The 25,520-nt window shown below is 47.3% G+C and carries 28 protein-coding genes and 1 tRNA gene; 20 read left to right on the plus strand and 9 right to left on the minus strand.

The window, feature by feature from the left end:
- Nucleotides 1-16: 16 nt before the first annotated feature.
- Together B0475_RS08235 and ygfZ are read right to left on the minus strand one after the other, a co-directional pair.
- Nucleotides 17-811: a phosphate/phosphite/phosphonate ABC transporter substrate-binding protein gene (locus tag B0475_RS08235; RefSeq protein WP_157892803.1), complete on the minus strand. Its 795-nt coding sequence runs from the start codon at nucleotides 809-811 to the stop codon at nucleotides 17-19.
- A gap of 163 nt (nucleotides 812-974) precedes the next feature.
- Entirely contained in the window at nucleotides 975-1,670 is a 696-nt protein-coding gene (ygfZ, locus tag B0475_RS08240; RefSeq protein WP_077411339.1) for a CAF17-like 4Fe-4S cluster assembly/insertion protein YgfZ, read from the minus strand.
- A gap of 190 nt (nucleotides 1,671-1,860) precedes the next feature.
- Here ygfZ and B0475_RS08245 point away from each other — a divergent pair, with 190 nt between their 5' ends.
- The 8 genes from B0475_RS08245 to ispG are packed head-to-tail and all read left to right on the plus strand — an operon-like array spanning nucleotide 1,861 to nucleotide 7,237.
- Nucleotides 1,861-2,031, plus strand: a complete 171-nt coding sequence (locus tag B0475_RS08245; protein ID WP_077411340.1) for a DUF1674 domain-containing protein — start codon at nucleotides 1,861-1,863, stop codon at nucleotides 2,029-2,031.
- 21 nt (nucleotides 2,032-2,052) lie between these two features.
- On the plus strand, nucleotides 2,053-2,436 hold the full coding sequence (gene sdhC / locus B0475_RS08250) for a succinate dehydrogenase, cytochrome b556 subunit (RefSeq protein WP_077411341.1): 384 nt from the start codon (nucleotides 2,053-2,055) through the stop codon (nucleotides 2,434-2,436).
- On the plus strand, nucleotides 2,433-2,810 hold the full coding sequence (sdhD, locus tag B0475_RS08255) for a succinate dehydrogenase, hydrophobic membrane anchor protein (protein ID WP_077411342.1): 378 nt from the start codon (nucleotides 2,433-2,435) through the stop codon (nucleotides 2,808-2,810). Before sdhC ends, sdhD begins: the two co-directional genes overlap by 4 nt.
- A 3-nt stretch (nucleotides 2,811-2,813) precedes the next feature.
- Complete coding sequence (gene sdhA / locus B0475_RS08260) at nucleotides 2,814-4,601, plus strand: succinate dehydrogenase flavoprotein subunit (RefSeq protein ID WP_077411343.1); 1,788 nt, start codon at nucleotides 2,814-2,816, stop codon at nucleotides 4,599-4,601.
- Nucleotides 4,602-4,610: 9 nt separating this feature from the next.
- A complete protein-coding gene (locus B0475_RS08265) occupies nucleotides 4,611-5,396 on the plus strand; it encodes a succinate dehydrogenase iron-sulfur subunit (RefSeq protein WP_077411344.1) in 786 nt (261 codons plus the stop codon).
- Nucleotides 5,397-5,675, plus strand: coding sequence for an FAD assembly factor SdhE (locus B0475_RS08270; RefSeq protein WP_077411345.1), 279 nt, complete (start codon nucleotides 5,397-5,399; stop codon nucleotides 5,673-5,675). It begins immediately after the preceding gene.
- Nucleotide 5,676: 1 nt separating this feature from the next.
- Nucleotides 5,677-6,075 carry a hypothetical protein gene (locus B0475_RS08275; RefSeq protein ID WP_157892805.1) on the plus strand — a complete coding sequence of 133 codons (399 nt, stop codon included), beginning with the start codon at nucleotides 5,677-5,679 and terminating at the stop codon, nucleotides 6,073-6,075.
- Complete coding sequence (ispG, locus tag B0475_RS08280; protein ID WP_077411347.1) at nucleotides 6,044-7,237, plus strand: flavodoxin-dependent (E)-4-hydroxy-3-methylbut-2-enyl-diphosphate synthase; 1,194 nt, start codon at nucleotides 6,044-6,046, stop codon at nucleotides 7,235-7,237. Before B0475_RS08275 ends, ispG begins: the two co-directional genes overlap by 32 nt.
- Here the strand turns inward: ispG and B0475_RS08285 are convergent.
- Genes B0475_RS08285 through B0475_RS08295 form a run of 3 tightly spaced genes read right to left on the minus strand, consistent with a single transcriptional unit; the run spans nucleotide 7,231 to nucleotide 8,841 of the window.
- A complete protein-coding gene (locus B0475_RS08285; protein ID WP_077411348.1) occupies nucleotides 7,231-7,572 on the minus strand; it encodes a hypothetical protein in 342 nt (113 codons plus the stop codon). The genes ispG and B0475_RS08285 overlap by 7 nt on opposite strands.
- A gap of 25 nt (nucleotides 7,573-7,597) precedes the next feature.
- Nucleotides 7,598-8,413 carry a M15 family metallopeptidase gene (locus B0475_RS08290; protein ID WP_077411349.1) on the minus strand — a complete coding sequence of 272 codons (816 nt, stop codon included), beginning with the start codon at nucleotides 8,411-8,413 and terminating at the stop codon, nucleotides 7,598-7,600.
- Nucleotides 8,410-8,841, minus strand: a complete 432-nt coding sequence (locus B0475_RS08295; protein WP_198538169.1) for a GFA family protein — start codon at nucleotides 8,839-8,841, stop codon at nucleotides 8,410-8,412. Before B0475_RS08295 ends, B0475_RS08290 begins: the two co-directional genes overlap by 4 nt.
- A gap of 68 nt (nucleotides 8,842-8,909) precedes the next feature.
- On the opposite strand from B0475_RS08295, the gene yajC reads away from it, so the two are divergent.
- From yajC to B0475_RS08315, 4 genes are all read left to right on the plus strand, one after another.
- Nucleotides 8,910-9,239 carry a preprotein translocase subunit YajC gene (gene yajC, locus B0475_RS08300; RefSeq protein ID WP_379876254.1) on the plus strand — a complete coding sequence of 110 codons (330 nt, stop codon included), beginning with the start codon at nucleotides 8,910-8,912 and terminating at the stop codon, nucleotides 9,237-9,239.
- Between the two features lie 36 nt (nucleotides 9,240-9,275).
- Nucleotides 9,276-11,126, plus strand: coding sequence for a protein translocase subunit SecD (gene secD, locus B0475_RS08305; RefSeq protein WP_077411350.1), 1,851 nt, complete (start codon nucleotides 9,276-9,278; stop codon nucleotides 11,124-11,126).
- Between the two features lie 10 nt (nucleotides 11,127-11,136).
- On the plus strand, nucleotides 11,137-12,096 hold the full coding sequence (gene secF / locus B0475_RS08310; RefSeq protein ID WP_077411351.1) for a protein translocase subunit SecF: 960 nt from the start codon (nucleotides 11,137-11,139) through the stop codon (nucleotides 12,094-12,096).
- 169 nt (nucleotides 12,097-12,265) lie between these two features.
- Entirely contained in the window at nucleotides 12,266-12,748 is a 483-nt protein-coding gene (locus B0475_RS08315; RefSeq protein ID WP_157892806.1) for a DUF4252 domain-containing protein, read from the plus strand.
- A gap of 94 nt (nucleotides 12,749-12,842) precedes the next feature.
- On the opposite strand, the gene B0475_RS08320 is transcribed toward B0475_RS08315, so the two are convergent.
- Entirely contained in the window at nucleotides 12,843-13,691 is an 849-nt protein-coding gene (locus tag B0475_RS08320) for an inositol monophosphatase family protein (protein WP_077411353.1), read from the minus strand.
- Nucleotides 13,692-13,693: 2 nt separating this feature from the next.
- On the opposite strand from B0475_RS08320, the gene B0475_RS08325 reads away from it, so the two are divergent.
- From B0475_RS08325 to folD, 8 genes are all read left to right on the plus strand, one after another.
- On the plus strand, nucleotides 13,694-14,428 hold the full coding sequence (locus B0475_RS08325) for an RNA methyltransferase (RefSeq protein WP_077411354.1): 735 nt from the start codon (nucleotides 13,694-13,696) through the stop codon (nucleotides 14,426-14,428).
- A 72-nt stretch (nucleotides 14,429-14,500) separates the two neighbouring features.
- Nucleotides 14,501-14,576 (plus strand) — tRNA-Asn (locus tag B0475_RS08330).
- Nucleotides 14,577-14,767: 191 nt separating this feature from the next.
- A complete protein-coding gene (locus B0475_RS08335) occupies nucleotides 14,768-15,403 on the plus strand; it encodes a YfgM family protein (RefSeq protein WP_077411355.1) in 636 nt (211 codons plus the stop codon).
- 11 nt (nucleotides 15,404-15,414) lie between these two features.
- On the plus strand, nucleotides 15,415-16,545 hold the full coding sequence (gene bamB / locus B0475_RS08340) for an outer membrane protein assembly factor BamB (protein WP_077411356.1): 1,131 nt from the start codon (nucleotides 15,415-15,417) through the stop codon (nucleotides 16,543-16,545).
- A 15-nt stretch (nucleotides 16,546-16,560) separates the two neighbouring features.
- Nucleotides 16,561-17,958, plus strand: coding sequence for a ribosome biogenesis GTPase Der (gene der / locus B0475_RS08345; RefSeq protein ID WP_077411357.1), 1,398 nt, complete (start codon nucleotides 16,561-16,563; stop codon nucleotides 17,956-17,958).
- Nucleotides 17,959-17,979: 21 nt separating this feature from the next.
- Nucleotides 17,980-19,209 carry a molybdopterin molybdotransferase MoeA gene (locus B0475_RS08350; RefSeq protein ID WP_198538170.1) on the plus strand — a complete coding sequence of 410 codons (1,230 nt, stop codon included), beginning with the start codon at nucleotides 17,980-17,982 and terminating at the stop codon, nucleotides 19,207-19,209.
- Between the two features lie 5 nt (nucleotides 19,210-19,214).
- Nucleotides 19,215-20,243, plus strand: coding sequence for a ThiF family adenylyltransferase (locus B0475_RS08355; protein ID WP_198538171.1), 1,029 nt, complete (start codon nucleotides 19,215-19,217; stop codon nucleotides 20,241-20,243).
- A 3-nt stretch (nucleotides 20,244-20,246) separates the two neighbouring features.
- Nucleotides 20,247-21,092 carry a bifunctional methylenetetrahydrofolate dehydrogenase/methenyltetrahydrofolate cyclohydrolase FolD gene (folD, locus tag B0475_RS08360; RefSeq protein ID WP_077411360.1) on the plus strand — a complete coding sequence of 282 codons (846 nt, stop codon included), beginning with the start codon at nucleotides 20,247-20,249 and terminating at the stop codon, nucleotides 21,090-21,092.
- A gap of 23 nt (nucleotides 21,093-21,115) precedes the next feature.
- Here folD and B0475_RS08365 read toward each other — a convergent pair whose 3' ends face one another.
- The 3 genes from B0475_RS08365 to B0475_RS08375 all read right to left on the minus strand — a co-directional run bounded on the left by B0475_RS08365 (nucleotide 21,116) and on the right by B0475_RS08375 (nucleotide 25,423).
- Nucleotides 21,116-23,404: a DUF1631 domain-containing protein gene (locus B0475_RS08365; RefSeq protein ID WP_077411361.1), complete on the minus strand. Its 2,289-nt coding sequence runs from the start codon at nucleotides 23,402-23,404 to the stop codon at nucleotides 21,116-21,118.
- A 103-nt stretch (nucleotides 23,405-23,507) separates the two neighbouring features.
- Entirely contained in the window at nucleotides 23,508-24,977 is a 1,470-nt protein-coding gene (locus B0475_RS08370) for a DUF4139 domain-containing protein (RefSeq protein ID WP_157892808.1), read from the minus strand.
- A 2-nt stretch (nucleotides 24,978-24,979) separates the two neighbouring features.
- Complete coding sequence (locus tag B0475_RS08375) at nucleotides 24,980-25,423, minus strand: DUF4426 domain-containing protein (protein WP_077411363.1); 444 nt, start codon at nucleotides 25,421-25,423, stop codon at nucleotides 24,980-24,982.
- Between the last annotated feature and the right edge of the window lie 97 nt (nucleotides 25,424-25,520).

Below are 25,520 nucleotides of genomic sequence, written 5' to 3' on the forward strand. Positions count from 1 at the left end.
ATTGAAAAATGTGAACTCAGTACAGTAAATCAGTCAGGTATTCTGCTAATCCCTGATAGGCTTCTGTATCAACCTCGATAAAGCCGTCACTGTTGAGTTCGGCGAGGATGTCGTATGACTCATCATCCTCTCCAATTGACAGAATGGCATTTTTAAATGATTCACGTAATTGGGGACTGGTGTTGGGAGAGGCCAGAAACGTCAGACCCGGTATTTTTTTACTTTCCTGCAGTGTGGCAAAGTTGGGATACAGGTCAAACAATGAGCTGGGGATGATGGCGGCATCAGCAGACTGAGCAAACACTTGTTCAATCACGTCTTCCCAGGATAAGGCGGTGACAATCTTTTGGGGTTGTAAGAACAAATCTGTGAACCACTCATCGAACAGCATTGAGCCCATGTTGGGATTGGGTAAAGTCACCACTCGGTTACCCACCAGAAATTCGGCCACGGTCTGACCTTCGGCTGGCTCAAAGTTGGATATCAGGTGATAAGAGATGTCCTCCTGTACCCTGGCCAGTGGGATGTAGTTTTTTTCCTGCATGCGGTAAGCTGCAATGTGGGATGCATCCAGGGTGAACTCAGGCTCATTGTTTTTGGCGGCCCGCCAATAAAAATAGTAGTTGTCAGCGCTCTCAATCTGTACATCAAGACCCGTTTTTTTCTCCAGCCAGTTTTTCAGCGGTTCATAAACGTATTCCGCCTGATCTTTGGGGTACACCGCTTCTACAGCCAGGGTCACAGTCTGTGCCAGGGCGTGTTGAGCAAACAGGAAAAGAGCGGCCAATATGCAGATTTGAGTTTTTTTCATTGAATGTCCCACCATTAATGTTTAACTGTAATACTTATCTATACTAGCATGATATTTAAGATTATTAAACGTAAATAAATGCCGTCATTCTATATTTGTCAAGGTTTTAGACAGTAAAATTGTTTAATTTTCTTTGATGGGATTCAAAAAAACGGAAAATGACCTATAAGGGCACAATTGCCTGGGTTTGCCACTTTGCTCCAATTTTGATTGAAGGGGCGCAAATTTCCACTGGATTTGGCATGTCATTGACTTCAACGACTGTTCCAACTGGATGGCTGTGCGGGTTTTGGTAGGTGATCATCTGCAACCGCTTTTTGACCTGGCCGATAAAATGCAGTCGCGCCACAATCTCCTGACCGGGGTAGCAGCCTTTGTCAAAAGCGATGACGTGAGCCTGGTCGAGATTCACATGTTGAGGAATGAACATTTCTGTGGTCAATTGAGTGATCCAGGGGAGATTCAGGGAGAACATGATTCGCCAGAATGCATCCGCACTGGCCGGTTTGTCTTTTGGTTGTGCAAAGCTGAAATGCCCTAAGTCATAATGTTCGGTGTGGCCATCGGTCACTTGCAATTGTTGGTCAGTGCTGGTGATCTGTACATCCATGCGAAATTTACGCATGTTGATGTATTGTTGCAAGGATTCACTCAAGCCTTCATCCACACCCAGCAGAAAGCCTGATGCTGTGGGCTGGATCCATAAGCTGTAAATGATCCGGCCTTTTGGATTGCAGATGGCTGAGTAACTGAATTGAGTGATTTTACTGACTTCTGAGACCAGCTGGTTGTTGAGGAATTGTGCGCAGTCTTCACCGCTGAGTGAGAGCACAGAAACGCAGTCAAAATTTTGTGTCATTCTGAAATTAATGATTCTTTAACTAATGATCGTTCAATGATATAATTTGTGGCGGTTAAAAGCCAGAGAAACTCACTGCTGTGCACTGGCTTTTAATCAGGTGAAATGATGTTTGTTATACTGGAAAATCACGGTATTTTGATGGTCTTAACAGCACAATGTAGCCAACCATAAAAACCCACACAAAAACATGACTGATAACAATTCAAAGCAACAACCAGACAACCCACCAAAGAACCAGGGCGAGAATGCCTCTGATGCGACTTCCAGCCGGCCTAAAGAAGTCGGTGGCAGAAAAGGCGGGCTGGACCCCACCCGTTATGGTGATTGGGAAAAAAACGGTCGTTGCATTGACTTTTAAACCATTTTTAACGGAGTACTCATGAGCAATCCGAACCGCCCGCTGTCTCCACATTTGCAGGTCTATAAACCCCAGCTGACATCCATGTTGTCGATAGCACATCGGCTCACTGGCATGGTGCTGGCCGCAGGTGTGGTGGTTTTTACCATTTGGCTTTACTTGGTCACCACGCAGGCAGCCGCTGCTGATCAGTTGGCTGCGTTTTTTGCCCAGGGCCTGGGTGCCGTGCTGTTGTTTGCCTGGCTGTTTACCTTCAATTACCATTTGTGTAATGGCATCAGGCATCTGTTCTGGGACGCGGGTAAGGGTTATGACATTCCTACAGTTTATAAAACCGGTACACTGGTGATCATTGTCGCTGTGTTGTTGACTGCGGGTGAAATCTATTGGGGGTATGTATCATGAGTTACCGATCTGATTTGGGTAAAGTGAAAGGCCTGGGTACGGCCAAACATGGTTTTAAACACTGGTGGATGCAGCGCATGACAGCGGTATTGCTGATTCCAACCGGATTGTTTGTGCTGATCAGTCTGCTGCGCATGGATGGTGTCACAGCAGCTCAAATGCTCGGCTGGATGGCGCAACCCCTCAATGCCATTGTGTTGTTGTTATTCACCCTTACCGCCAGTTACCACGGAGCGCTGGGCTTGCAGGTGGTTGTCGAGGATTATGTCGGCAGTCACAGCTGGCAATTGATTCTGCAGTACCTGATTAAACTCAGTATGATCATTTTGATGATGGTCAATATTTACGCTGTTTCTACCGTATTATTTGGATAAATCATGACTAAAGCATACAACATTACCGAACATAAATTTGACGCCATCGTGGTGGGCGCCGGCGGTGCCGGTCTCAGGGCCACCATGGGGCTGGCCACCAAAGGCTTGTCAACTGCCTGTATCACCAAGGTTTTTCCAACCCGGTCTCATACCGTGGCGGCACAGGGTGGTATGTCTGCTTCACTGGGCAACATGGGTGAAGATGATTGGCGTTGGCATATGTACGACACCATCAAAGGGTCTGACTGGCTGGGTGATCAGGATGCCATCGAATACATGTGCAGAGAAGCTGTCCCTTCGGTGATTGAGCTCGAGCATTACGGCGTGCCGTTTTCGCGCACCGAAGACGGCAAAATCTACCAGCGTCCTTTTGGCGGAATGACCACCAATTTTGGTGAAGGTACTGCTCAGCGCACATGTGCAGCTGCGGACCGGACCGGGCATGCCATTTTACACACCCTTTATCAGCAATCACTGAAACATGACGCTTCATTCTTTATTGAATACTTTGCCATTGATCTGGTGATGGAAAATGGTGAATGCAAAGGGGTGCTGGCCTGGAACCTGGCTGACGGAACGTTGCACCTGTTCAGAGGTCAGGCTGTGATTCTGGCGACAGGTGGTTATGGCAGGGCTTATTTTTCCTGTACTTCAGCACACACCTGCACCGGTGATGGTAATGCCATGGTTCTGCGTGCTGGCTTGCCTTTGCAAGATATGGAATTTGTCCAGTTTCATCCGACCGGTATATATGGTGCCGGTTGTCTGATCACCGAAGGAGTGCGTGGTGAAGGCGGGTTTTTGACCAATTCAAAGGGTGAGCGATTCATGGAACGTTACGCGCCCAACGCCAAAGATCTGGCTTCTCGTGATGTGGTTTCCCGCTCAATGACCATCGAAATCCGTGAAGGTCGTGGGGTGGGCAATGAGGCAGACCATATTCATTTGCATCTGGAACACCTGGGTGCCGATGTGATCAACAAACGCCTGCCCGGTATTGCAGAATCAGCGGAGATTTTTGCGGGAGTGGATGTGGCCAAAGAACCCATACCAGTGTTGCCAACGGTACATTACAACATGGGTGGTATCCCAACCAATTACCACGGTGAAGTGGTCAATAAAGTGGGTGATAACCCGGATCAGGTTGTACCTGGATTATTTGCCATTGGTGAAGCGGCATGTGTCTCTGTACACGGGGCCAACCGATTGGGCTCAAACTCATTGCTGGATTTGATTGTGTTTGGCCGGGCCGTGGCCAACCGATGTGCTGAAATCATCAAGCCAGGTGCTAATCAGCGGGAATTGCCCGAAGGCATTCTGGATCGTTCATTGAGCGACTTGGACGCTGCAAGATATGCCAATGGTTCCATACCAACGGCGGAGTTGCGTCTGGAAATGCAAAAGGTCATGCAGAACAACGCAGCGGTCTTCAGAACCGGTGAAGTACTGCAGGAAGGCTGTGAGAAAATCACCGCCACCGCAGCAAAAATGGCAGACCTCAAAGTCAGTGATCAATCCATGGTGTGGAACACTGATTTGGTCGAAGCACTGGAGTTAAGAAACCTGATGGATCAGGCCAAAGTCACCATGTTTTCAGCAGAAAACCGCAAAGAGTCCCGTGGTGCACATGCCCGCGAAGATTACCCTGATCGAAACGATGACGAGTGGATGAAACACACCCTGGCATATTTGAATGAACAGGGTAAGGTTGAATTTGATTACCGACCGGTGCACATGAATACACTGACCGATGAGTGCGAAGTGATTCCACCCAAGCAACGAGTTTACTAGAGGATTATCATGGCAGAATTCAGATTACCCAAAAATTCAAAAGTCAAAAAAGGCAATCATCACAAAGCCACCAATGCTGGCAAGACAACCACCTTCAAAGTCTATCGCTGGTCACCGGATGACAATGAAAATCCGAGAACAGACACCTATGAGGTGGACCTGGATAATTGTGGTCCTATGGTGTTGGATGGTTTGATCAAAATCAAAGACGAAATGGATGCCACATTGACCTTTCGCCGATCTTGCCGGGAAGGTATCTGTGGATCATGTGCGATGAACATCAATGGCACCAATACACTGGCCTGTACGACATCCATCAAACAATTCAAAGGTAAGGAAATTGCCATCTATCCGTTGCCTCATATGGAGGTGATCAAGGACCTGGTGCCTGACCTGAGTCACTTTTACGCGCAATATGCTTCCATCAAACCATGGATGCAGACTGACTCAGTACCGTTACCTGATAAAGAGCGCCTGCAATCGATTGAAGATCGTGAAAAACTGGATGGATTGTATGAATGCATTTTGTGTGCCTGTTGTCAGACTTCATGTCCCAGTTATTGGTGGAACGGTGATCGCTATTTAGGACCTGCTGTGTTGTTACAGTCATATCGTTGGCTGGCAGATTCCCGGGATGAATATACCGGAGAGCGTCTGGAAGAGTTGGAAGATCCTTTTAAGGTGTATCGCTGTCATACCATCATGAATTGTGCCAACACCTGCCCCAAAGGGCTAAACCCAGGAAAAGCGATTGGTGAAATCAAGAAAATGATTGCCCAGAGGCATGCTTTGTAAATGAGCCAGGACGATGCTGTTGTGTTAACTGAGGGTTTTTTCAGGTGGCGTTGCAGACGTGGCATGAAAGAACTGGATTTCATTCTTAACAGGTATCTGGATGCTTGTTATGGCAGCATGAGTGAGGTGGACAAAACCATTTTTAATCAATTACTCGAAGAACAGGACATGTTGTTGTGGTATTGGCTCAGTGGCAAACGGCAGCCAGCTGATGAGCATCAGCTGTTTTCTGGTCTGGTGAAACAAATCTGTGCGGCCGGTTACCATCAAAGCCAGTGAAATGACTGACAGCCGCTGGTTGCTTCAGTGGGTGTTGATTGCAACCATACCCATGGTGCTGTGGACAGGTGGACTGGCGGTTTTGGCTGTCATCCCCCTGCTGGCCGGATGCTTGGTCAATGGTCGTTCAATCAAGGCCAATAAATCATTTCAGGTGGTCCGCAGTCAATCCTTACTGTGGCATCAGGTCGATGGTACAGATGTCCAGGAACTGACATTGCTTGATCATTGGTTGTGGCCACATGTGGTGCTGTTAAAATGGGCGGACCAGCAGGGCCGGCAACATCATCGTTACATATTACGCAGACAGCTGGGAGCGGCTCAATTTTCATCATTGGTGATTGGATTACAGCAGGACAACAGACATCATGACAAACAGAATTCCGGTAAAAGTCGGTAACACCGAAGTAGGTAGCGGCCGGGTGGTGGTGCAATCAATGACCAACACCGACACAGCCAATGCCAAAGCAACGGCTCAACAAATCTATGAATTACACCAAGCCGGTTCAGAGCTGGTGCGGATTACAGTGAACAATGAAGAATCAGCCGCAGCTGTACCGGAAATCATTGACCGACTGCGCGCTGCCCGTTGTGATGTGCCGGTAATAGGTGACTTTCATTACAACGGTCACCGTTTGCTTCAGGACTTTCCCGAGTGTGCTGAAAAGTTGGCCAAATACCGTATCAACCCGGGCAATGTGGGATTTGGAAAAAAGCGTGATCAACAATTTGAATCCATCATTCAGGTGGCCAAAGACCTGAATAAGCCGGTGAGGATCGGCGGCAATTGGGGCAGCCTCGACCAGAAACTGATGGCCCGGATGATGGATGAAAATGCCCGTTTAATTGAACCATTATCAAGTGAAGCGCTGATTGAAAAGGCCTTGATAGAATCTGTTTTAACCAGTGCCAGGCAGGCCGAATCATTTGGATTGCCGGCTGAAAAGATCATCGTTAGTTGTAAAGTCAGTGGGGTGCAATCGCTGATCAGAATCTATCAATCATTACACCAACAATGTGACTATGCTTTGCATTTGGGACTCACTGAGGCCGGAATGGGAAACAAGGGCATTGTTGCATCTACTGCGGCGTTGTCGGTTTTGTTACAGCAGGGAATTGGTGACACCATTCGGGTATCACTGACACCTGAGCCCAATCAGGCTCGTACCGAAGAGGTTAAAGTGGCCCAGCAAATCCTGCAAAGTCTGGAATTGCAATCATTCAAACCCGAGGTCACTGCCTGTCCGGGTTGTGGTCGCACAACCAGTGAGTTTTTTCAGGTGCTGGCCAAGCAAGTCACAGAGCACATGGATGCCAAAATGCCACAATGGCGACTGTCGCACCCTGGTGTCAAAGAAATGAATGTCGCAGTGATGGGCTGTATTGTCAATGGCCCTGGTGAGTCGAAGCACGCTGACATTGGTATTTCCCTGCCTGGTACCGGTGAAACCCCTTCGGCCCCAATTTTTATTCGCGGTCAAAAAACCCACACCCTGAAAGGTGACAACATCGCACAGCAATTCATCGATATACTGGATGAATTTGTGGTGCAGAACTACTGACAGGGCTTTTCCCTGTCAACTGAGAGGCAGTGTATGTTTGGCTCAAAGCCCCACCAGTGGCTGGTTTGGACAGATAATTGTTGGTCGCCTTGTCTGGCAAACATCAATTTTGTTTTCTGATAGGGGCCAATTCGCCAGGATTCAAAGCGTTCCAGTTCTTTTGTGGGCGCCTCTGTACCCAGTGAGTTCGTAACCTGAGCTTTGATTGCTGCCAGTTGATGATCATCTTCAGTCAACAGCAAACTCAGTAAGGCACTGCACTCAAACAGCACCAGCAACAACAGCAATTGAGTGATTCTATTCTGTTTTATATGAAAAGTTTGTTTGTCTTCCATGTGTTATTCTCCATATAGGTGGTATTCAGCTTTGGTGACGCCAATGCCAGGGTTCGTAGATAATGCCATGCGGGTTTTCTCTCGGATAGCTCATGCTGAAACCGTGATCTGCGCCATGCGCGTTCAACCACTGAAAAGCAGCACTGTTTTCAAATGCTTCTTCCAGCGGGGTGAAGCCAGGCGTGGTGATGTCGATCGCACAACCGGTGTGGTGCTCGCTGTGTCCCGGAGCGGCGTTGGTGATCAGTATGTCTTCAATGGCTTGCTTGTTTCGTTGTTTTTGTGCAATGAGGTGTGCCTGATATTTCATTGATCGGTAAGCAGAAGCCAATTGAAGCTCAATGCCATTTTCAGCCGCCGCAGACTTCATCGCCTGCCAGGCAGCAGCGCACCTGGGATGCAGTTTGGCCGGTCGGCCAAAACAATCATTGTCGGTATCAATCAATTGAGCTGCCGTCCATTGAACAGGCGTTTTCAATTTGGTGATGTCAATGTCCAGTTGATGATTCAATGTGTGGTAAGGGTCAGGCTGTTTGAGGTGTTCAATGGTGACTTCATAATGGTCACCTGTTGGACTGAAACCCATACTGGTCAGAAACTGTTGTGCATGAGGAACAGCGGTTCTGGCTTTGTAGTGTTCGCTGTTGATGGCTTTCATTAATCCGTAACTGGCTTCGGTAGCGACTCCCAGCCGCAGCGACTGGGGTTTGAGCAGGATGTTGAACCATTGATCGCGAAAAAACAGTTTACCAATCAACTGTTCGTCGCTGCGGTCATGAATCGACCAGCAATTTTTGTGGGTTGGGAGGATGGACAGTCGGTCGGTGTTGATGCTGATCATGTGTTTTCGTAGTTGCTTTCAAGTTTGTCTTTGGCCTGTTCCCAGTGCTTACCATCAAAATCCTGGTGCTGCCACCGAGCTGCGTCGTAATCATCCAGGCAATGGGCATTGATGCTCCAGCTGTCTGGATGTGAACGTGGCTGATAAAAAGATTTTACACCACATTGGCTACAGAATAAATGATTGGCTTGGCCAGTGTTAAAACGGTAGCTGCTGAGTAATGATTCGCCGGACTTCAATTCAAACTGTTGATGTGTGGCAATTAAATGAATGAAACCAGTCATGGCACAAATTGAACAATTACAGTGCAGCAGTGTACTGCCAATTGGGACCTGGGCGGTGAATCTGACACCACCACAATGGCAGCCGCCATGGACGATTGTCATTTGTTTGGTGTTGTTTATATGTGGGTCTTGATTTTTTGCCATACCAGTCCTATATCGTTGAATCTGTGGTGCTATAATAGCGCGCTTTTGTATAACGACAAACAGGATTGATGATGAATTTTTTTATTTCTGATGCCATGGCTCAGTCAGGTGAACCAGCCAGCCCAATGGGGTCTTTTATCTTTATCGGTGTGTTTTTTGTGATCATGTATTTCATGTTAATTAGACCGCAGCAAAAACGCATGAAAGCTCACAACGAAATGGTTGGTGCTTTGGCGGTTGGCGATGAAGTGATCACCAACGGTGGCACTTTGGGTGCCATTGTCGCGGTTGACGAAGCATTCATTAAGATCGAGGTTGCCAAAGACACTGAGATCCATGTGCAACGCAGCGCAGTGGCCAAAGTGTTGCCTAAAGGCACCATCAAGTCACTGAAATAAGTGAACACACATAACAATTAAAGCAGGAAACTGATCATGAATCGATATCCCCTATGGAAATACGTTTTGATTCTGCTGATTGTGACCATGGGGGGCTTGTATGCGCTGCCCAATCTGTATGGTCAGAGTCAGGTGGTACAGGTCAAATCTCAGCAGGACACTCCGGTAGAGCAAAGTACACTGGAGCGAATTGGTCAGGTACTTACTGACAGCCAGATAGGCTATGATGACATCATCATTGATGGTGACACCGCCATCGTTAAATTTGCCAACCTGGATGACCAGCGATTGGGTCAGGATGCCTTGAAAGAAGGTTTGAGCGGTTACGACACCGCAATGAATTTACGCCCTAATGTGCCCGAGTGGCTTGAAGACCTCGGTGGCAGTGCCATGAATCTGGGCCTGGATTTAAGGGGAGGTGTGCATTTTCTGCTTGAAGTTGACATGCAGGAAGCCACTGAAAACAAGAAAAAACAAATCCGCTCTGACATCACCGCTGCTTTGATCAAAGAAAAAATCCGCAAAAAACTGATCAAGTGGGAAGCCAATGAATTGTCAGTCACTTTTCGCAATGAGGCCGATATGAATGCGGCCATGGAACTGATCAGCACAGACTTCACTGAATTGAGATTGAATGAAGTGGTTGATGGCGATTTGTTTGAAATTCAAGGGTTATTGACTGAAGAATCATTGAATAAGATCAAAGAAAATGCATTGAACCAAAACCTCACAACCCTGCGTGACCGGGTCAATGAGATCGGTGTGGCAGAACCCATAGTGCAAAGACAGGGCCTGGAACGGATTGTAGTGCAGTTGCCAGGCGTGCAGGACACCACTGCTGCCAAGAACATCCTGGATGCCACAGCGACCCTTGAATACCGGGCCACTGACATGGAAAACAATGCTGAATTGGCGGCCAGAACCGGTCGTTCACCGATTGGTTCTTCATTGTATTATGACCGCCAGGGTCGACCGGTCTTGTTGAAAGATCGCGTGATTGCCACGGGTAATCAACTGATTGATGCCCAGGCTACATTTGATCAGCAATCAGGATCGCCAGCGGTTTCTGTGAAGTTGAACAGCATTGGTGCTGGTCGCATGCTGGAGTTCACCAAATCCAATGTGGGTAACTTCATGGGTGTGGTTTTCAAGGAGCGCATCCCCATCGGCAAGAATGATGATGGTGTGATGCAATACCGCAGTAAAGAAGAAGTCATCAGTAACGCCCGCATCAACGGTGTGTTTTCAAATCAGTTCCAGACCACAGGACTGGATTCCCAGGCAGAAGCCAATGAATTGGCACTGCTGTTAAGGGCAGGTGCTCTGGCGGCTCCGGTGCAAATTGTCGAAGAGCGAACAATCGGTCCTTCTCTGGGGCAGGATAACATTGACAAAGGGGTGTTGTCGGTGCAAATTGGCCTGGCCCTGGTGCTGGTGTTCATGATCATCTATTACCGCATGTTTGGTCTGATTGCCAACATTGCGTTGACGGTTAATGTGGTGTTGATGGTGGCATGTCTGTCACTGTTCGGAGCCACTCTGACCTTACCTGGCATCGCTGGAATTGTGCTCACTGTGGGCATGGCGGTGGATGCCAATGTATTGATTTTTGAGCGTATCAAAGAAGAAATGCGGCTCGGTAACACCATACAAGGCAGCATCAAATCGGGTTATGAAAAGGCCTTTTCCACCATTGCTGATGCCAATGTGACCACCTTCATCGCTGCGGTGGTGCTGTTTGCCTTTGGTACCGGCCCAATCAAGGGCTTTGCGGTGACCCTGAGTATCGGCATCATGACTTCGATGTTCACTGCAATCATGCTGTCACGATCAGTGGTAAATCTGATCTATGGTGGTAAGAAGAAACTCAAATCGATTGCCATTTAAGGAGCGACTCATGGAAATTTTACAAAACATTAAATACGACTTCATGGGTAAGCGCAAAATTGCGTTGGTGATCTCTACAATACTGATCATCATCTCATTGGCATCGTTGTTTACCAGGGGCCTGAATTTTGGTCTGGATTTCACTGGTGGCACTGTGGTGGTGGTGAATTTTGCTAACCCGGCTGAGGTGGCTGAAGTCCGTAATCGCCTTGAAGCCAGTGGTTTGAACAATATAGTGGTGAAAAACTTTGGTGGCAGTAAAGACGTCGAGATCACCGTACCTCCACAGCACGAAGAACAGTCTGAAGACAACCTGTCAGGTAATGATGAGGCCAAACTCAGCAATGAAATGCTGGAAGTGTTACAGGAGCTGGACAGTTCGGCACGCATCACCAAGGCCGATTTTGTCGGTTCTCAGGTGGGTGATGAGTTGGTAGAGCAGGGCTCACTGGCCTTGTTATATGCCATCATTGGAATTCTGATCTATGTGACCATCCGCTTTGAATGGCGGTTCTCTCTGGGATCAATTGCCGCATTGGTGCATGATGTGATCATCACTGCAGGGGTCTTCTCTATCTGGCAAGTGGAGTTTGACTTGACGGTGCTGGCGGCCTTGCTCGCGGTGATCGGATATTCTTTGAATGACACCATCGTGGTATTCGACCGGATTCGGGAAAACTTCAGAAAGGGCCGTAAAAAGTCCACAGAAGAAGTCATCAATACGTCAATTGGGCAAACCCTGTCCAGAACAGTCATCACTTCGTTTACCACCATGCTTGTACTGATCGCCTTGTTCTATTTTGGTGGGGCACTGATCCATGGGTTTGCATTTGCGCTGATTGTTGGTGTGATCGTTGGTACTTATTCTTCCATATTTGTGGCCAGTACAACGACATTGGCACTGGGGATCAGTCGTGAAGATTTAATACCCGTCGAAAAAGAGGGTGCAGATCTGGACCACATTCCCTGATAGCACCTTAACCTGACCTTCCAAAGCCTGGTTTTTACCAGGCTTTTTTGTGGGTCAGGATAAAATTTGTAACAAATACCAATGGTCCTCGTTATATGCACATAAATCCATGGCGGATCTTTTTAATTGAGGTAAACAGATGATGAATAAGTTTTTATTGATGTTGGTAATGAGTGTAAGTTCTCTGGCTGTGTGGGCTGATGATTTTGATGACCTGGAGGCCATCCTGGGGGTGGAAGCTGATGTCAAGATCACTTTGGGTCCAGGTATGCTGGGATTGGCCAGCGTACTGACCAAAGATGAACCTGAAGCACAGGCAGTGTTGTCCGGCTTGAAAGACCTTTCGATCAAGGTATATCGACTGGATGAGGCAGTGGATGTGGATGACATCAGTGACTGGATGGCGGACACTGTACGTAAGTTGGCAAAAAATGGTGTCGAAGAAATTGTTCGGGTGACTGAAGATGATGAGCGGGTTCACATCATGGCCAGGGTCAATGGCACCACTTTGAGCGATTTATCCATCATGGTTTATGAGGCCGGTGACGAATTTGTCTTTATCAACATGGATGGTGACATCGATGTGGCAAACCTCAAGGATTTAACCGGTAACTTTGATGTCGATCTGAATGGATTGGCACTGAATTTGTGAGCTGAAGCTGTTTAACGAATTTCTCTGGCTTCACAAAGCAAAACGCCGGTTGGTTTCAACCGGCGTTTTTTTTAAGCGGTTAGTGCTGGTGGTTTCAGGATTGGTATATTTTACCCAGCTGACCGGACAACCAGGCGCTGACTTTCAGACTGCCGGCAATCACCTGGCGATTTTTCTCAAATTCCCTTTTGGCACTGAAATCCATGCACTGTCCACCCGCTTCTTCAGTCAACAAAATACCTGGTAACATTTCTGATGGATTCATTCCGTCCTGCCAGTAGGCATTGAATTGGCCGGCAGCTACCATAGCCAAATCCAGTGCCGGGCAGCCCATGACACGGGTTTCAGCGACTTTTTTGGCGATAGAGCGGAGCGACAAGGATTGGGCAGCCTGTTTGCTTTTGTCATCACTGTAGTTGGTGGCGACAAATGACTCCTGGGGTTCATTCAGGTTACTGATGCGCAGTCGGTGTTGGTTGAGAAAGGCGCCTTTGCCTTTGGTGGCTGTGTATTCATCATCGGTGAGTGGATTGTAGACCAGGGCTTCTTTAACCTTGCGGTTTTCCAGCAAAGTGATGGTCAGTGCGCAATGCGGAATCCCATGTAGGAAATTGGTGATTCCACTCAACGGATTGATCAGCCAAACCCGATCAGGGTTGGTGTTCTCTGACAGGGTGGTTGAGTCACTTTGGATCTCATCGTCAGGATATGCGCGTTTAAGGGTGTAAAAGACATCATTCATGCTGACCTGAATGGCCTGGTCAACAAATCCATTGTTGAGTTTTTTATTGACTGATAGCAACTCATTCTTAAAGATCAGTTGTTCAATCGAATTGGCCGCTTTCAGCGCCGCCTTTTTGGCAATATTCAGTTCAGGAGACATGGTATTGATGTTGGTATAGGAACCGCGTATGATACCAAAACTCCCGGCATAATGACACATTGATGAACAGATTAGAAAACATTCGCTTCGTGCTTTCCAATACCTCTCACGCAGGCAACATAGGTGGTTCAGCCCGTGCCATGAAGGTCATGGGATTGACGAAACTGCACCTCATCAACCCAACCGATCATCCCAGTTCCGAGGCCACAGCCAGGGCATCAGGTGCAGATGATGTGTTGTACCATGCAGGTATTCATGATGATTTGGATCAGGCGATTGCCCCGTGTACCCTGGTGATGGGCACAAGTGCCAGAAACCGTGGTATGGATATTGAGGTTATTGAGTTACAACAGGCAGCGAAAATGATGGTGGCTGCAGCAAGTAGTGAGCAGGTGGCACTGTTGTTTGGTCAGGAGCGGTTTGGCCTGACCAATGAAGAGATGCAACGTTGTCATTATCTGGTGCGGATGCCGGCCAATCCTGAGTATGCATCATTGAACCTCGCAGCTGCTGTACAGGTGGCGGCTTATGAATTACGGATGAATTGGTTGGCAGTTGCTCAACAGGTGGCTGAAGAACGATCAGAGGAGGTTCCATTTGCCACAGCCGCAAAAATGCAGGGTTTTTATGAGCATTTATTTCAAGTGATGCATGAGGTGGATTTTATGCAGGCGGAGAATCAGGCGTCATTGGCTGAAAAGCTCCGTATGATGTTCAATCGATTGCGCATTGAAAAACATGAAATGGATATTTTGCGCGGATTTCTCAGTGCGGTGAACAAGAACATAAAAAAATGATCGATAATTGCTTGACAGTTTTTCTGTGAGCTGTAAAATGCCCAACTCTTGCTAAGCAAGACTAACCAATTTTCCCCGGTAGCTCAGTTGGTAGAGCGGGTGACTGTTAATCACTAGGTCGGCGGTTCAAGCCCGTCCCGGGGAGCCAAATTCATAAAAAAGCCGCTTTAAAAAGCGGCTTTTTTTGGTTTATGCACGGCTGTTTTGATCAAGCCTGACCGGCTGGCAAATGAACTTGAGTTTTCTTTGTGTAACACCCTTCATTGCCTTGATGAAATTTTACAAGTCATCATGTAAAATAGCCTGCTTTGTGTAACACAATCACCATGGACTATTATTATGGCATTTGAAGAATACGATGATTACGAACAAGAACAGCTGGTCAAGGAATGGCTGAATAACAATTGGCTGACCATAGTGGCAGGTATTGCGCTTGGTATTGGCGGACTTTGGGGATACGGTCAATGGCAGAATTCCAACACCCAAAAGAATCAGGCAGCTGCCACAGAGTTTGGACAAATTGAACAGGTTCTGGCAATGGATGAGCTGACCGAGGCACAGTCCATGATCAATGATTATGAAGCCAATTATGGTGTCAATATTTACTCCATTAAAGCCCGATTGTCGGCTGCTGAGAAACTGGTTGCTGCTGGTGATCTGGCCGCTGCTAAAACAGAATATCAGGCCATCATTGCGGCTAAGCCAGATAAGGCCATTGCAGAAATGACCCGCATCAGGCTGGCCAGGTTATTGGTGTCTGAAGGTGAATTCACTCAGGCTTCTGCTGAATTAAACCTGGTTCAATCCAAGGCTTATCAAACTGTGGTCGAAGAAATTGTTGGGGATATACACCTGGCTCAGGGTGCCATTGAGAAGGCCAGAGATGCCTATCAATTGGCACTTAATGAAGGCGAAGGTTATTCAGGCAGACAAATAATTGAAATGAAAATTGCTGACATCAAGACAGCAGAGTGATCGAGGCTCCAATGAAAAGAATTCCGGTATTATTGATGATTGCTTTGCTGGCATCTTGCAACAAAAAAGATGAGGTCAAGCCCAATGAACTGACTGACACTGCTGAAACCGGACGGTTTGAAGTGTTGTGGGAGCGCAAGCTTGAAAGTTCAGACAAGGCATTTGGTTACAAATTGATCCCGGCTGAAAAAGATGGCCAATTGTATGTCGCCAGTCAATCCGGTGAAGTGGTCAGTTACAATGCCGCTACCGGTGCCATTAATTGGCAGGTTGAACTGGAAACAGAAATCAGTGCAGGTCCTGGCATTGGTACCACCATTTTGGTGTTGGGCGGCCCTGAAGGTCAGGTCACTGCGCTGGACATTGATACCGGTTCACAATTATGGCAATCCCGAGTGACCTCTGAAGTCCTGAGTCCTCCGGTGATAGATCGCAATAAAGTGGTGATTCGTACCCAGGATGGTCGTATATATGGATTTGCCATTCAAAATGGTGAGCGGGATTGGGTCTTTGATACCAACATACCCAATTTAACACTCAGGGGTAACAGTACCCCGGTGGCCAAAGGTGGGCGAATTTATATTGGTTTTGATAATGGCAAAGTGGCCGCACTGAACATCAATGATGGTTCGGTTTTATGGCAACAAAATGTCATCAACAGTCAGGGCAAAACTGAAATCGACCGGATTGCTGACATCGATGGCGACATTGCTGTGGTGGCCACGGACCTGTATCTGTCAAGTGCCGCTGATAAAACCCTTTCTGTAGCGACAGAATCAGGCCGGGTTTTGTGGAGTCAAAATGTGGGTTCTGTCACTGGTGTGACCGTGTCAAGAAGGTCTTTGTATCTCACTGATAATGAATCAACTGTACATCAGTTAAACCGCATGGATGGTTCCAGAGGTTGGACACAAGGAGACTTGTTGAATCGCGGACTGACTCGTCCAGGCTTCTATCTGGGTGATTTGCTGGTGGCTGATTTTGCTGGTTACTTACATGTTCTTGATGGAACCAGTGGCGCAATACTGAACCGCAAGAAAACCGGTGACGGACCTTTGTTCGATGCCCCATTAGTCGTGGGAGATGTGATCTATACATACAACCATGACGGCCGGGTGATGGCCATGAAATACACGCAATAAGGGTGATGGCAGATCATGACACCGGTAATCGCTGTAGTTGGACGTCCAAATGTTGGTAAATCGACGCTTTTTAATGCCCTGACCAATACCCGGGACGCTTTGGTTGCCGACCTGCCTGGATTGACCAGAGACCGTCAGTATGGTGAGGTTGAACTGGCTGACTTCCAGGCCACATTGGTGGACACCGGTGGAATGTTGGGTGATGAAGGTCAACTGACTGGAATGATGGACGAACAGATCATGAAGGCCGTTGAAGAAGCTGATCTGGTGTTGTTTGTGGTCAGTGCACGTGATGGCCTGGTTGGTGATGATGAACGCATCCTCAAGCGCATACGGCAGGTCAGTAAAACCATTTGGTTACTGGTCAACAAGTCCGAAGGTCGGGTCGATGAAATGGCCCTGGCAGAATTCTATCAATTGGGCATTGAACATTTGATGGCTGTCAGTGCGGCACACCGCAAAGGGCTGGCTGAACTGAAGCAATCGATCAATCAACATTTCAAAGACCAGGCTTCCGGTTACGAAGATCAGGAAGTCATTGATCATGGTCCCAAAATTGCCATCATTGGCCGTCCCAATGTCGGTAAATCCACATTGGTTAATCGCCTGCTCCGTGAAGAACGGGTCCTGGCGTTTGACATGCCCGGTACAACCCGCGACAGCATCAGTCTGCCGATGATCTGGGATGACATGCCATACACCCTGATCGACACCGCCGGTGTCAGACGTCGTTCACGGGTTGATGAAGGTATTGAAAAATTCAGCATCCTGAAAACCATTGAGTCCATCAAACTGGCACAAATCTGTGTGGTTATGATTGATGCCCAGGAAGGCATCACTGACCAGGATTTGCATTTATTGGGATTGGCGGTTTATCATGCCAAGCCAGTGATTCTGGCGGTTAATAAGTGGGATCATTTGAGTGATGAACATCGCGATTATGTGAAAGAAAAAATCAACCTGAAGATGAAGGCCTTCGAGTGGGTGCCGTTGTTGTATACATCGGCATTGCATGGCTCAGGATTGCGGGTTTTAATGGAACGCATTGACCTGTTGATGGAAAAAGCCGATGCAGAGCTGACGGCCAATCAGTTGACCAACGTATTGATTGAAGCTTATAAAGCTCATCAGCCGCCATTGGTTCAAGGTTTGAGTTCACAATTGAAGTTTGCCCATTCAGGTGGAAATCATCCAATGAAAATCATCATACATGGCAAACGAACCACCAAGCTACCTGAATCATACAAGCGATACCTGGAGAACAGTTTCCGCAAAGCCTTCCAGCTCAAAGGAGTGCCCATCATCATGCAATTCAAAGATGGTAAAAACCCCTATCAGGACAAAGCCGGTAAGTCAGCCAAAGAATTTCCCTCCAGAAGAAAGCAGCCTCATAACCGCAAACGCAGCCACTGATCAGTGATGTCCGGTTCGTTCTTGAAATCTGTCAGTTTTAGCCAGGCCATTAAGTCCGTCACAACAGTGGCTGCTGCTCATTCCCTGAATGAAGAAACCGTCAGCCTCAGCTGTGCGACAGGCAGATATTTGGTTTCAGATGTGAAGGCCCTGGTTGATGTGCCGGCAACTGATTGCAGCCGCATGGATGGTTATGCCATCAATCATCAGTTTTACCGCAGTCAGCAAGGGGCGTCCATGGCGTTGGGAACAGCCATTCATGCCGGAGACAAATCCCCGGATCAGGATTGCAGCCAACTGGCTATACCGGTTATGACCGGGGCATTATTGCCACCTGGTACCGATACTGTGGTCATGAAAGAGCACTGCCTGGTACAGGGTGCCACCATCACCATTGATCACCCGGTCAACAAAGGTGACCACCTGAGAAAGCAGGGTTCTGACTTGCGGACTGGAAAAAGAATCATTCAGGCTCCCAGACGCCTGACCCCTGCTGACCTGGGTTTGCTGGCATCAGCTGGTCATCATGAAGTGCTGGTCAGAGCCAGACCTCAGGTGGCATTGATGATGTCTGGTGATGAGCTGTTGCAGCCGGGTCAATCTTTGTCACCAGGTATGGCTTATGATGCCAATACACCTATGTTGAAAGCATTGCTGGAAGAAATGGGTTGTAGTGTGACCCTGTTGCCGTGTCTGAAAGATGATTCAGCAGCAGTCAATAAACAGCTAAGTGAGCTGGAAACAGCTGAATATGATTTGATCATTACTGTGGGTGGGGTATCCATGGGCGACCGTGATTTTTTGCCTGAAGCATTGCAAAACCTGGGTAGCATTGTATTCCATAAAGCCAACATCAAGCCTGGTTTCCCTGTCTTGTTTGGACAATTGCACAGCGCGATTTTTTACGGCCTGCCTGGTAACCCTGTTTCTGCTTTCAGTTGTTTACTGGAGTTGGTTTATCCAGCACTGAAAATACTCAATGGTCATTCAACAGGGAACCTGATGTCCTGGCCGGCACTGACTACTCAGGAAATTCATAAGTCACACATGCGCCGTGAATTCATGCGTGGCCGGTATACACTTGGTGCTTCAGGCCAATTGGAAGTGACGGTGTGTGGATCACAGGCTTCAAGCCGCATTGGCTCACTGGCAGAGGCCAACTGTTTACTGGTGATCAATGAATCTCAGCAGGACCTGAAAGAAGGCAGTCAGGTCATGATTCATCCATTCATTCAAATACCTGCCGGGTGACTTTTTTGAACGTTCAGGACATTCATCAATTGCTCAAAGCCCGCAAGCTTGTCGTGATTGATCTGCGTTCTCCTGAAGACCAATTATCTGGCATCAGTGCAGGTGCGGTTTGCTGTTCAGCTGAAGAAGTGCTCGATCAAAGAGATCAGCTACTGGCCAACTACCAACAGATTGTGTTGATGTGTTATCAGGGTATGACTTCACAATCCCTGTGTCAGCAATTGGGCCATGGTTTTGTCTCTGCAGAAGGTGGTTTTGCTGCCTGGCAAAAAGCGGGGTTGCCAACGGAAAAACCGAAATCTGATCCCCTCAAACTGCGTTATCAACAACAGATAAAATTACCCGGGTTTGGTCTGCAGGGGCAGCAAAAGCTCAGTCAGGCAAACATTCTATTGGTGGGTGCCGGAGGGTTGGGAGCGCCTGCCATGATGTACCTGGCTGGTGCAGGGGTTGGTCACCTGACTTTGGTTGATGATGATGAAGTCAGCGAAAGTAATTTACATCGTCAGGTGATTTATACCGCGGCCGATGTGGGGCAGTCCAAAGTCATTCAGGCCCGCAATCAGTTGTTGGCGATGAACCCCCATATCCGCATCACAGCTGAGGAGGCTAAACTCACTCAAGAGAACGCAGCAGACTTGATTGCTGCGGCTGATCTGGTGATTGATGGAACAGACAACATTCGAACCCGGTATTTGATCAACGACCATTGCCTGGTTTCAAAGACGCCTTGGATATATGCAGCGGTGTCTGGCTTCGAATTGCAGGTGGCAGTCTTTACCCATGAGGCTGGAAACCTGTGTTATCGGTGTTTATTTGAACAATTGGCTGATGATGATGCACCCAACTGTAGCCGGGAAGGGGTGTTGGGGCCGGTGCCTGGGATGGCTGCTATGATTCAAGTTACCGAAGCGATCAAATACCTGATCGGGCTGCCACAAAACCTGCGACATGGCATGTTGTCTTATAATCTACTGAACCATCAGGCAAAAGTGTTAAAATACCCGCCCAATCAACGTTGCACGCACCGATAGACAATGACAGCACATCAAATTTTAGACGGTAAACTGGTATCCCAGGAATTACAGACGGACATTGCAAGAAAAATCAGTAAACGGCTTGAGGGTGGTTTTCAACCGCCTGGACTGGCTGTGGTGCTGGTGGGTAATGACGAAGCGTCCAAAGTCTATGTCAACAACAAGATCAGGGCTTGTGAGCGAACTGGAATCCGTTCAGCAGCTCATTTTTTACCCCGTCAGACTTCTGCAAAAGCGTTGTATGCGTTGATTGATGAACTCAATGAAGATCCTGAAGTGCATGGTATTCTGGTACAACTGCCGTTACCTGAACACATCGACGAAACTGAAGTCACCAATCGGATAGATCCAGACAAAGATGTCGATGGATTTCATGCGAGAAACGTGGGTCATTTGGCGCTGCGGCAACCCGGCCTCAGGCCTTGTACGCCACGTGGTGTGATGACCCTGCTAAATCATTACGGTATCGATCCTAAAGGCAAGCATTGCGTTGTGGTTGGCGCGTCCAATATTGTTGGACGGCCTCTGATGCTGGAGATGTTGTTTGCGGGTGCAACGGTGACTTGTTGTCACCGGTTCACCCGCAATCTGGATGATCATGTCAGTCAGGCGGATGTGTTATGTGTGGCTGTGGGTAATCCCAATATTGTGGATGCCACATGGATCAAAAAAGGAGCCATCGTCATTGATATTGGGATCAATCGCCTGACCGATGGTCGTCTGGTTGGGGATGTGGATTTTGAAGTGGCTGCTGAACAAGCCAGCTGGATCACTCCGGTGCCAGGCGGTATTGGTCCAATGACTGTAGCCACATTGATGCAAAACACGTACGAAGCCAGTTTGTAAAGTCCTCCGGGAAGGAACGCAGATCAGCCAGCTGAATCAGTTGGCTTGGCTGCTTCCTGCTCTTCTTTGTCAGCCATTTTGGTGGCAATGGCTTTCATGGCCCGGTCAAAAATAGGGATTTGCTGCAACACATTGGCTTTTCCGCACCGGAAATCATTGGCCAGCTCGTCCAGACTTTTATCAGTGACTTTGACGCCGCGGGAATTAACAAAAAGTAATTTATTGCTGATGGGGCTGATCCAGGATAATTTGGCCCTGATGTTTTCGGTATCCTCTTCTGTCACAAACTCAATCCATTCTCCGGTTTGCATGGCTTTTGCTTTTTCATAGTGCTCATCTTCCAGGTGTTCTACTTGCTGATCGGGATCATTGATGGACCTGTTGGCTATGAAGTGAACGATTTCAGGTTTTTCTTCGGCATCCTGTGCAACATTAAACGCTTCCTGAGGGAGTACGAATTTGTGCTCAGTTTCGTCTTTGCTTTCTTCTATTTGGTTGATTTCTAAAAGCAATTGATACAGTTGCTTGCTTTTTTCCTTGATGGAGTGCTCATCAAATGCAACCAATCTCAGGCCTTTGCTGAGGTGATCAACCACATGGCTGATTTGTGCATTGGTTGCCATTTGTTTTTTTTCTTTGACTGAAACATAAATCAGCTTATCGACGAACTTTTCATAGTAATCTATTTTTTCGGGTTCGTTCTGATGTCTCAGGTGAGCGAGGATCAATACGTTGGCCCAGGGGGTTAATAACAACTCCGTCACCAGCTCAGGTAAGGAGTGATTTTTCATTTTCTTTTGTAACACATGTGCGGTTTTTTCTTTGGCCCGCATAATGCGTTCCTGACCCAGGGCTTTTTCAGATGTCCTTTTTTCAATGACCTGCATGCGCTTGGAATTTTTCTCTGAAAAAGAACTGAAATCTTCAATCAATCCGCTGAAATCAATCTCGGTGTATTCGGATTCAAGAATGGTTTGTACCATGGACTCGATTTTATTGATGAATTTGCCTTTTTTATCATCTTCTTCAGTCCAGCCTACTGAGGCCTTGGCGATATTATCCAATAACTTTCTGGCCGGATTATCTTTGTTTGACAACACTTTTCTGTCGTGCAGAGCCAGGTGCAGGTATGGAATCTGTAGTTTGCCAAGCAAGGCCTGTATGCGGTGTGGCAGATTCCGGTCTTCAACCAAAAACTGAAACAGCATACCAACCAAATCTATGGTGTCTTCATCCTGTTGCTTGATTTGTTTTTGCTCACCATTCTGGTCAAAACTTTTCAAACGGTTTAACAGTTCATTTTTGACTTCTGTGGGGCTGATAGAATGTTGTCTGGAATTGAGGTTTTGCAATTCTTCCATTTGCAAAACTCCAAGTACGTTATCAACCACATTGCCTTCAAAAACCGGAATGTTCATGTTTTGAGGAATGTGACGACGGTTCATGAATTGGTTGATCATTTCATAATGGCTGTCTGTCACATAAGCGCCTGAAGGATTGGCAGAAGTCATGTCATTGCCAGCATAATCCGGCAAATCAGGTTGAGGATGATCGGCATCCCTGTCCTGAGGAGGTTGACTGGCCATCCTTTGGGGGGCGCTGCCACCCCGGCCAACCCTGAATTTGAGATTGGGATAAATGCCTTCCTTGATCAGGAAATCATTGATTTCCTGATAGGGTGAGGTGAGATTTGGAATCAGGCTGCGCTCAAAAAGTTTAAGCATGATCAGTTCAACAGTGACACTGACATTCAAATGACTGAATGTTTCAGTGAATGATTTAACTGTGACTTCTGGTGAAACCGGTATTTCATGGGTTTTCAACTCATGGCCGGCAGCCAGCAGGGTGAATCGTTTTTCAAACGCGAACAACTGCTGATGTAAAAATGTATTGGCTTTTTCGATGATGTTGGAAACAGCCAGTTCCTGATCCAGTTCGCTTTCATCGACCAGTGACAGCGCATCTCCTGTGTCGACTCCCGGAGCAGATTTTTTGTTAAAGTAATTGTATTTGGCCGCTTTGAATTTTTTGAATACCTGTTGAATGTGTTCTGAGAATTTGCGCACCATGAGGTCTTTCTTCTTGCGAACTTCACGCATGGCTGTGAAGTATTCATTTTGCAGTTGATTGCTTTCGGCTTTTTCAGCCAGGTCAAACAGGCTGTCATCCAGTTTGTCGTAATAATCCCTGATGGCTGGTTTGAGCCCCCGAATATATATTTTGTGTATCTCAGGGAGGATTTTTCCCTGGCTGAGTTTTTCTTTCAGTTCAGGTGAAATATTGACAATGTTGTTGGGGTCTTTCGCTGTCATGTTGCAAAGTGGGTTGAGCAGAATTCCACTGTATCAAAATTAACCAGGACTATTTGTGACTTTCCTCACAGATGCTGTGCTGTTTGTTCTCCTTGCCCCGCTTTCACTGGCCAGGTTGCCAGTCATACCTGACCTGATAGGTGACGGTTTTACTGGATTTTGCCGGCACTTCCACAGTGAATTTAATGGTGCTGGCATTCAGTTTTTCATGGTCATCCGATTGCGCGATGATTTGCCATTGAGACCAGCGATAAAGTGGTTCGATGACTTCAACCAATTGAGGATGGTTTTTTTGGTTATCAAGGACAATCCTGAATTGCTCTGTCATGCTGTGCTTCTCGCTCTGAAAATCAATTTGCGTTCGGGAACCGGTGACATCAAATGACTGTCCGAGTTTGAGTGAGATGGTTTTGTTGTCTGCCGTGTGGTCAATGTAGTCCTCACCAATAAATTGAGGGTTGTCTCCTTGACTGTCCATCATGTTGACCCGCATGCGGCCGGCTGGCAAAGGGTGACCCAATTGGTTTTCGCTGTCATTGTCAAATAACAGGAATGCATCAATTTTGGTATTGCCGGTTTGCAGGTAGTTGCGATCGGTCACTGGTCGATGGTAGTTGATGCGCTGCATTTGACTGCCATTGTATTCGAGCACATGCCTGCATTCAATGTCGTAGATGGCAGGCAGGAATGGAATTTGTTTGGTTGCATTGTTCGGTAAATCCACCCGCCTGGGTAACTGATACAAGTGATATTCAAACAATGATTCCTCAGAAAACTGACTGTCTGCTGTCATGGCAAAAGCTTCTTTTCTGATGGCTCTGGGCTGGTTTCTTTGTACTCGGTTGACATCGCCGGCAATCAATTTTAATTGGGTTTCAGTAAAGCCGGTACCGGATTTATTGACCAGCGTGACCCATGTGGAAAGGTCCATGCGACACTGTTTTTTTTGATTGGATAACAAGATGTTGTAATCCACCCACCAGGTCATGCCTTTGGTTTGATAACTCAGGGCGAAGGATTGATTGCCCCTGACTTGAGATTCCATCAGCCAAACCAGAGTAGGTCTGGTCAGCAGTCCACCAGGTAATTCTGGAAATTCGATCTGATTCCAGTCTTTAATGGTGGTGATTTTCTGTGCCTCGGTTCGCAGCGTCAATCCACCCTCAGTGCTCAGCAAAATGCCAGTTGTTTGGATGCTTTCATCACCCTGATTGTGATTGACGGTGATGCTCTGGTCTATGTATTTGAGCAGCAATTTTTCTGTGCTGACCAGATCAAATTGAAAATCCTGATCAAGGATTTGTATGTCATCGGGATTTTTGTCCAGTTTCAGGGTTACAGTGGTTGGGTCAATGTGTTCGGCCACATCGTTGATAGACAGCGTAAAACGCCCTTCAGTGAATTCAGCCTGCCGGTGTTCATTGACCACAGCGAATCCCGGGATGTTGTGGGCATTTGTCAGTTGACTGGTATTCAGAGCACCCTGGTGATTACCTGAATAAATGGTGATTTGGTTGTTTGCTTTGCTCATGCCAGCGGCCATCATTGCGGTTAAAAGAATTGCCTTTTTCATGTTCAGTCAGTGAAAAACTCTCTGGAAAATTTGACGTTCAATTCAATATCTTCGTCTGCAATGGGTTTGGCAGTGATGTTGAAATTTACATCTTCCTGATTGTTCAGTGCGAAGGTGCCCAGGTAGTACACAGCTTCATTTTCTTCAACGATCTTGAACAGTTTGATTTCTTTGTTTTGATTCAGCAGGTTATTGGCCTGGATGTCGACATTGGCTTCAACTGCAGTTGCTGGTGTGTTGCGGGTATTCAAGACCGAAACACTGATGATGCCGCGGTTTTTGGATCGCACAATTTGATAGGTGTTGGCGATTTCTTTGGCCAAAAATGTTGATGGGAACGTGTTGTAGTGGAGTTCATAATGTCCTGCTTTGACTTTTTGTTCTGCCCAGCCAGTCTGGGCGAACATCAGCAGGCAGGTCATGATGGTTGTGGTCAGTGTTTTCATGTCTGTCTCCGGTTTGTGTGCTTGGACAGAAGTTGTAGCCAGCGCTTGCGGGCAATGGGTTTACTTCTGATGTCAGGGTTTAGATTGAACCGTCAGT

It is taken from the genome of Marinicella sediminis, from assembly GCF_002000055.1.
GTDB classification, from domain to species: domain Bacteria; phylum Pseudomonadota; class Gammaproteobacteria; order Xanthomonadales; family Marinicellaceae; genus Marinicella; species Marinicella sediminis.

Excerpts from the sequence above, each read along its gene's own strand:
- B0475_RS08235 (WP_157892803.1), bottom strand. The coding sequence starts at position 811 with ATGAAAAAAACTCAAATCTGCATATTGGCCGCTCTTTTCCTGTTTGCT.
- ygfZ (WP_077411339.1), bottom strand. The coding sequence starts at position 1,670 with ATGACACAAAATTTTGACTGCGTTTCTGTGCTCTCACTCAGCGGTGAA.
- B0475_RS08245 (WP_077411340.1), top strand. The coding sequence starts at position 1,861 with ATGACTGATAACAATTCAAAGCAACAACCAGACAACCCACCAAAGAAC.
- sdhC (WP_077411341.1), top strand. The coding sequence starts at position 2,053 with ATGAGCAATCCGAACCGCCCGCTGTCTCCACATTTGCAGGTCTATAAA.
- sdhD (WP_077411342.1), top strand. The coding sequence starts at position 2,433 with ATGAGTTACCGATCTGATTTGGGTAAAGTGAAAGGCCTGGGTACGGCC.
- sdhA (WP_077411343.1), top strand. The coding sequence starts at position 2,814 with ATGACTAAAGCATACAACATTACCGAACATAAATTTGACGCCATCGTG.
- B0475_RS08265 (WP_077411344.1), top strand. The coding sequence starts at position 4,611 with ATGGCAGAATTCAGATTACCCAAAAATTCAAAAGTCAAAAAAGGCAAT.
- B0475_RS08270 (WP_077411345.1), top strand. The coding sequence starts at position 5,397 with ATGAGCCAGGACGATGCTGTTGTGTTAACTGAGGGTTTTTTCAGGTGG.
- B0475_RS08275 (WP_157892805.1), top strand. The coding sequence starts at position 5,677 with ATGACTGACAGCCGCTGGTTGCTTCAGTGGGTGTTGATTGCAACCATA.
- ispG (WP_077411347.1), top strand. The coding sequence starts at position 6,044 with ATGACAAACAGAATTCCGGTAAAAGTCGGTAACACCGAAGTAGGTAGC.
- B0475_RS08285 (WP_077411348.1), bottom strand. The coding sequence starts at position 7,572 with ATGGAAGACAAACAAACTTTTCATATAAAACAGAATAGAATCACTCAA.
- B0475_RS08290 (WP_077411349.1), bottom strand. The coding sequence starts at position 8,413 with ATGATCAGCATCAACACCGACCGACTGTCCATCCTCCCAACCCACAAA.
- B0475_RS08295 (WP_198538169.1), bottom strand. The coding sequence starts at position 8,841 with ATGGCAAAAAATCAAGACCCACATATAAACAACACCAAACAAATGACA.
- yajC (WP_379876254.1), top strand. The coding sequence starts at position 8,910 with ATGATGAATTTTTTTATTTCTGATGCCATGGCTCAGTCAGGTGAACCA.
- secD (WP_077411350.1), top strand. The coding sequence starts at position 9,276 with ATGAATCGATATCCCCTATGGAAATACGTTTTGATTCTGCTGATTGTG.
- secF (WP_077411351.1), top strand. The coding sequence starts at position 11,137 with ATGGAAATTTTACAAAACATTAAATACGACTTCATGGGTAAGCGCAAA.
- B0475_RS08315 (WP_157892806.1), top strand. The coding sequence starts at position 12,266 with ATGAGTGTAAGTTCTCTGGCTGTGTGGGCTGATGATTTTGATGACCTG.
- B0475_RS08320 (WP_077411353.1), bottom strand. The coding sequence starts at position 13,691 with ATGTGTCATTATGCCGGGAGTTTTGGTATCATACGCGGTTCCTATACC.
- B0475_RS08325 (WP_077411354.1), top strand. The coding sequence starts at position 13,694 with ATGAACAGATTAGAAAACATTCGCTTCGTGCTTTCCAATACCTCTCAC.
- B0475_RS08335 (WP_077411355.1), top strand. The coding sequence starts at position 14,768 with ATGGCATTTGAAGAATACGATGATTACGAACAAGAACAGCTGGTCAAG.
- bamB (WP_077411356.1), top strand. The coding sequence starts at position 15,415 with ATGAAAAGAATTCCGGTATTATTGATGATTGCTTTGCTGGCATCTTGC.
- der (WP_077411357.1), top strand. The coding sequence starts at position 16,561 with ATGACACCGGTAATCGCTGTAGTTGGACGTCCAAATGTTGGTAAATCG.
- folD (WP_077411360.1), top strand. The coding sequence starts at position 20,247 with ATGACAGCACATCAAATTTTAGACGGTAAACTGGTATCCCAGGAATTA.
- B0475_RS08365 (WP_077411361.1), bottom strand. The coding sequence starts at position 23,404 with ATGACAGCGAAAGACCCCAACAACATTGTCAATATTTCACCTGAACTG.
- B0475_RS08370 (WP_157892808.1), bottom strand. The coding sequence starts at position 24,977 with ATGAAAAAGGCAATTCTTTTAACCGCAATGATGGCCGCTGGCATGAGC.
- B0475_RS08375 (WP_077411363.1), bottom strand. The coding sequence starts at position 25,423 with ATGAAAACACTGACCACAACCATCATGACCTGCCTGCTGATGTTCGCC.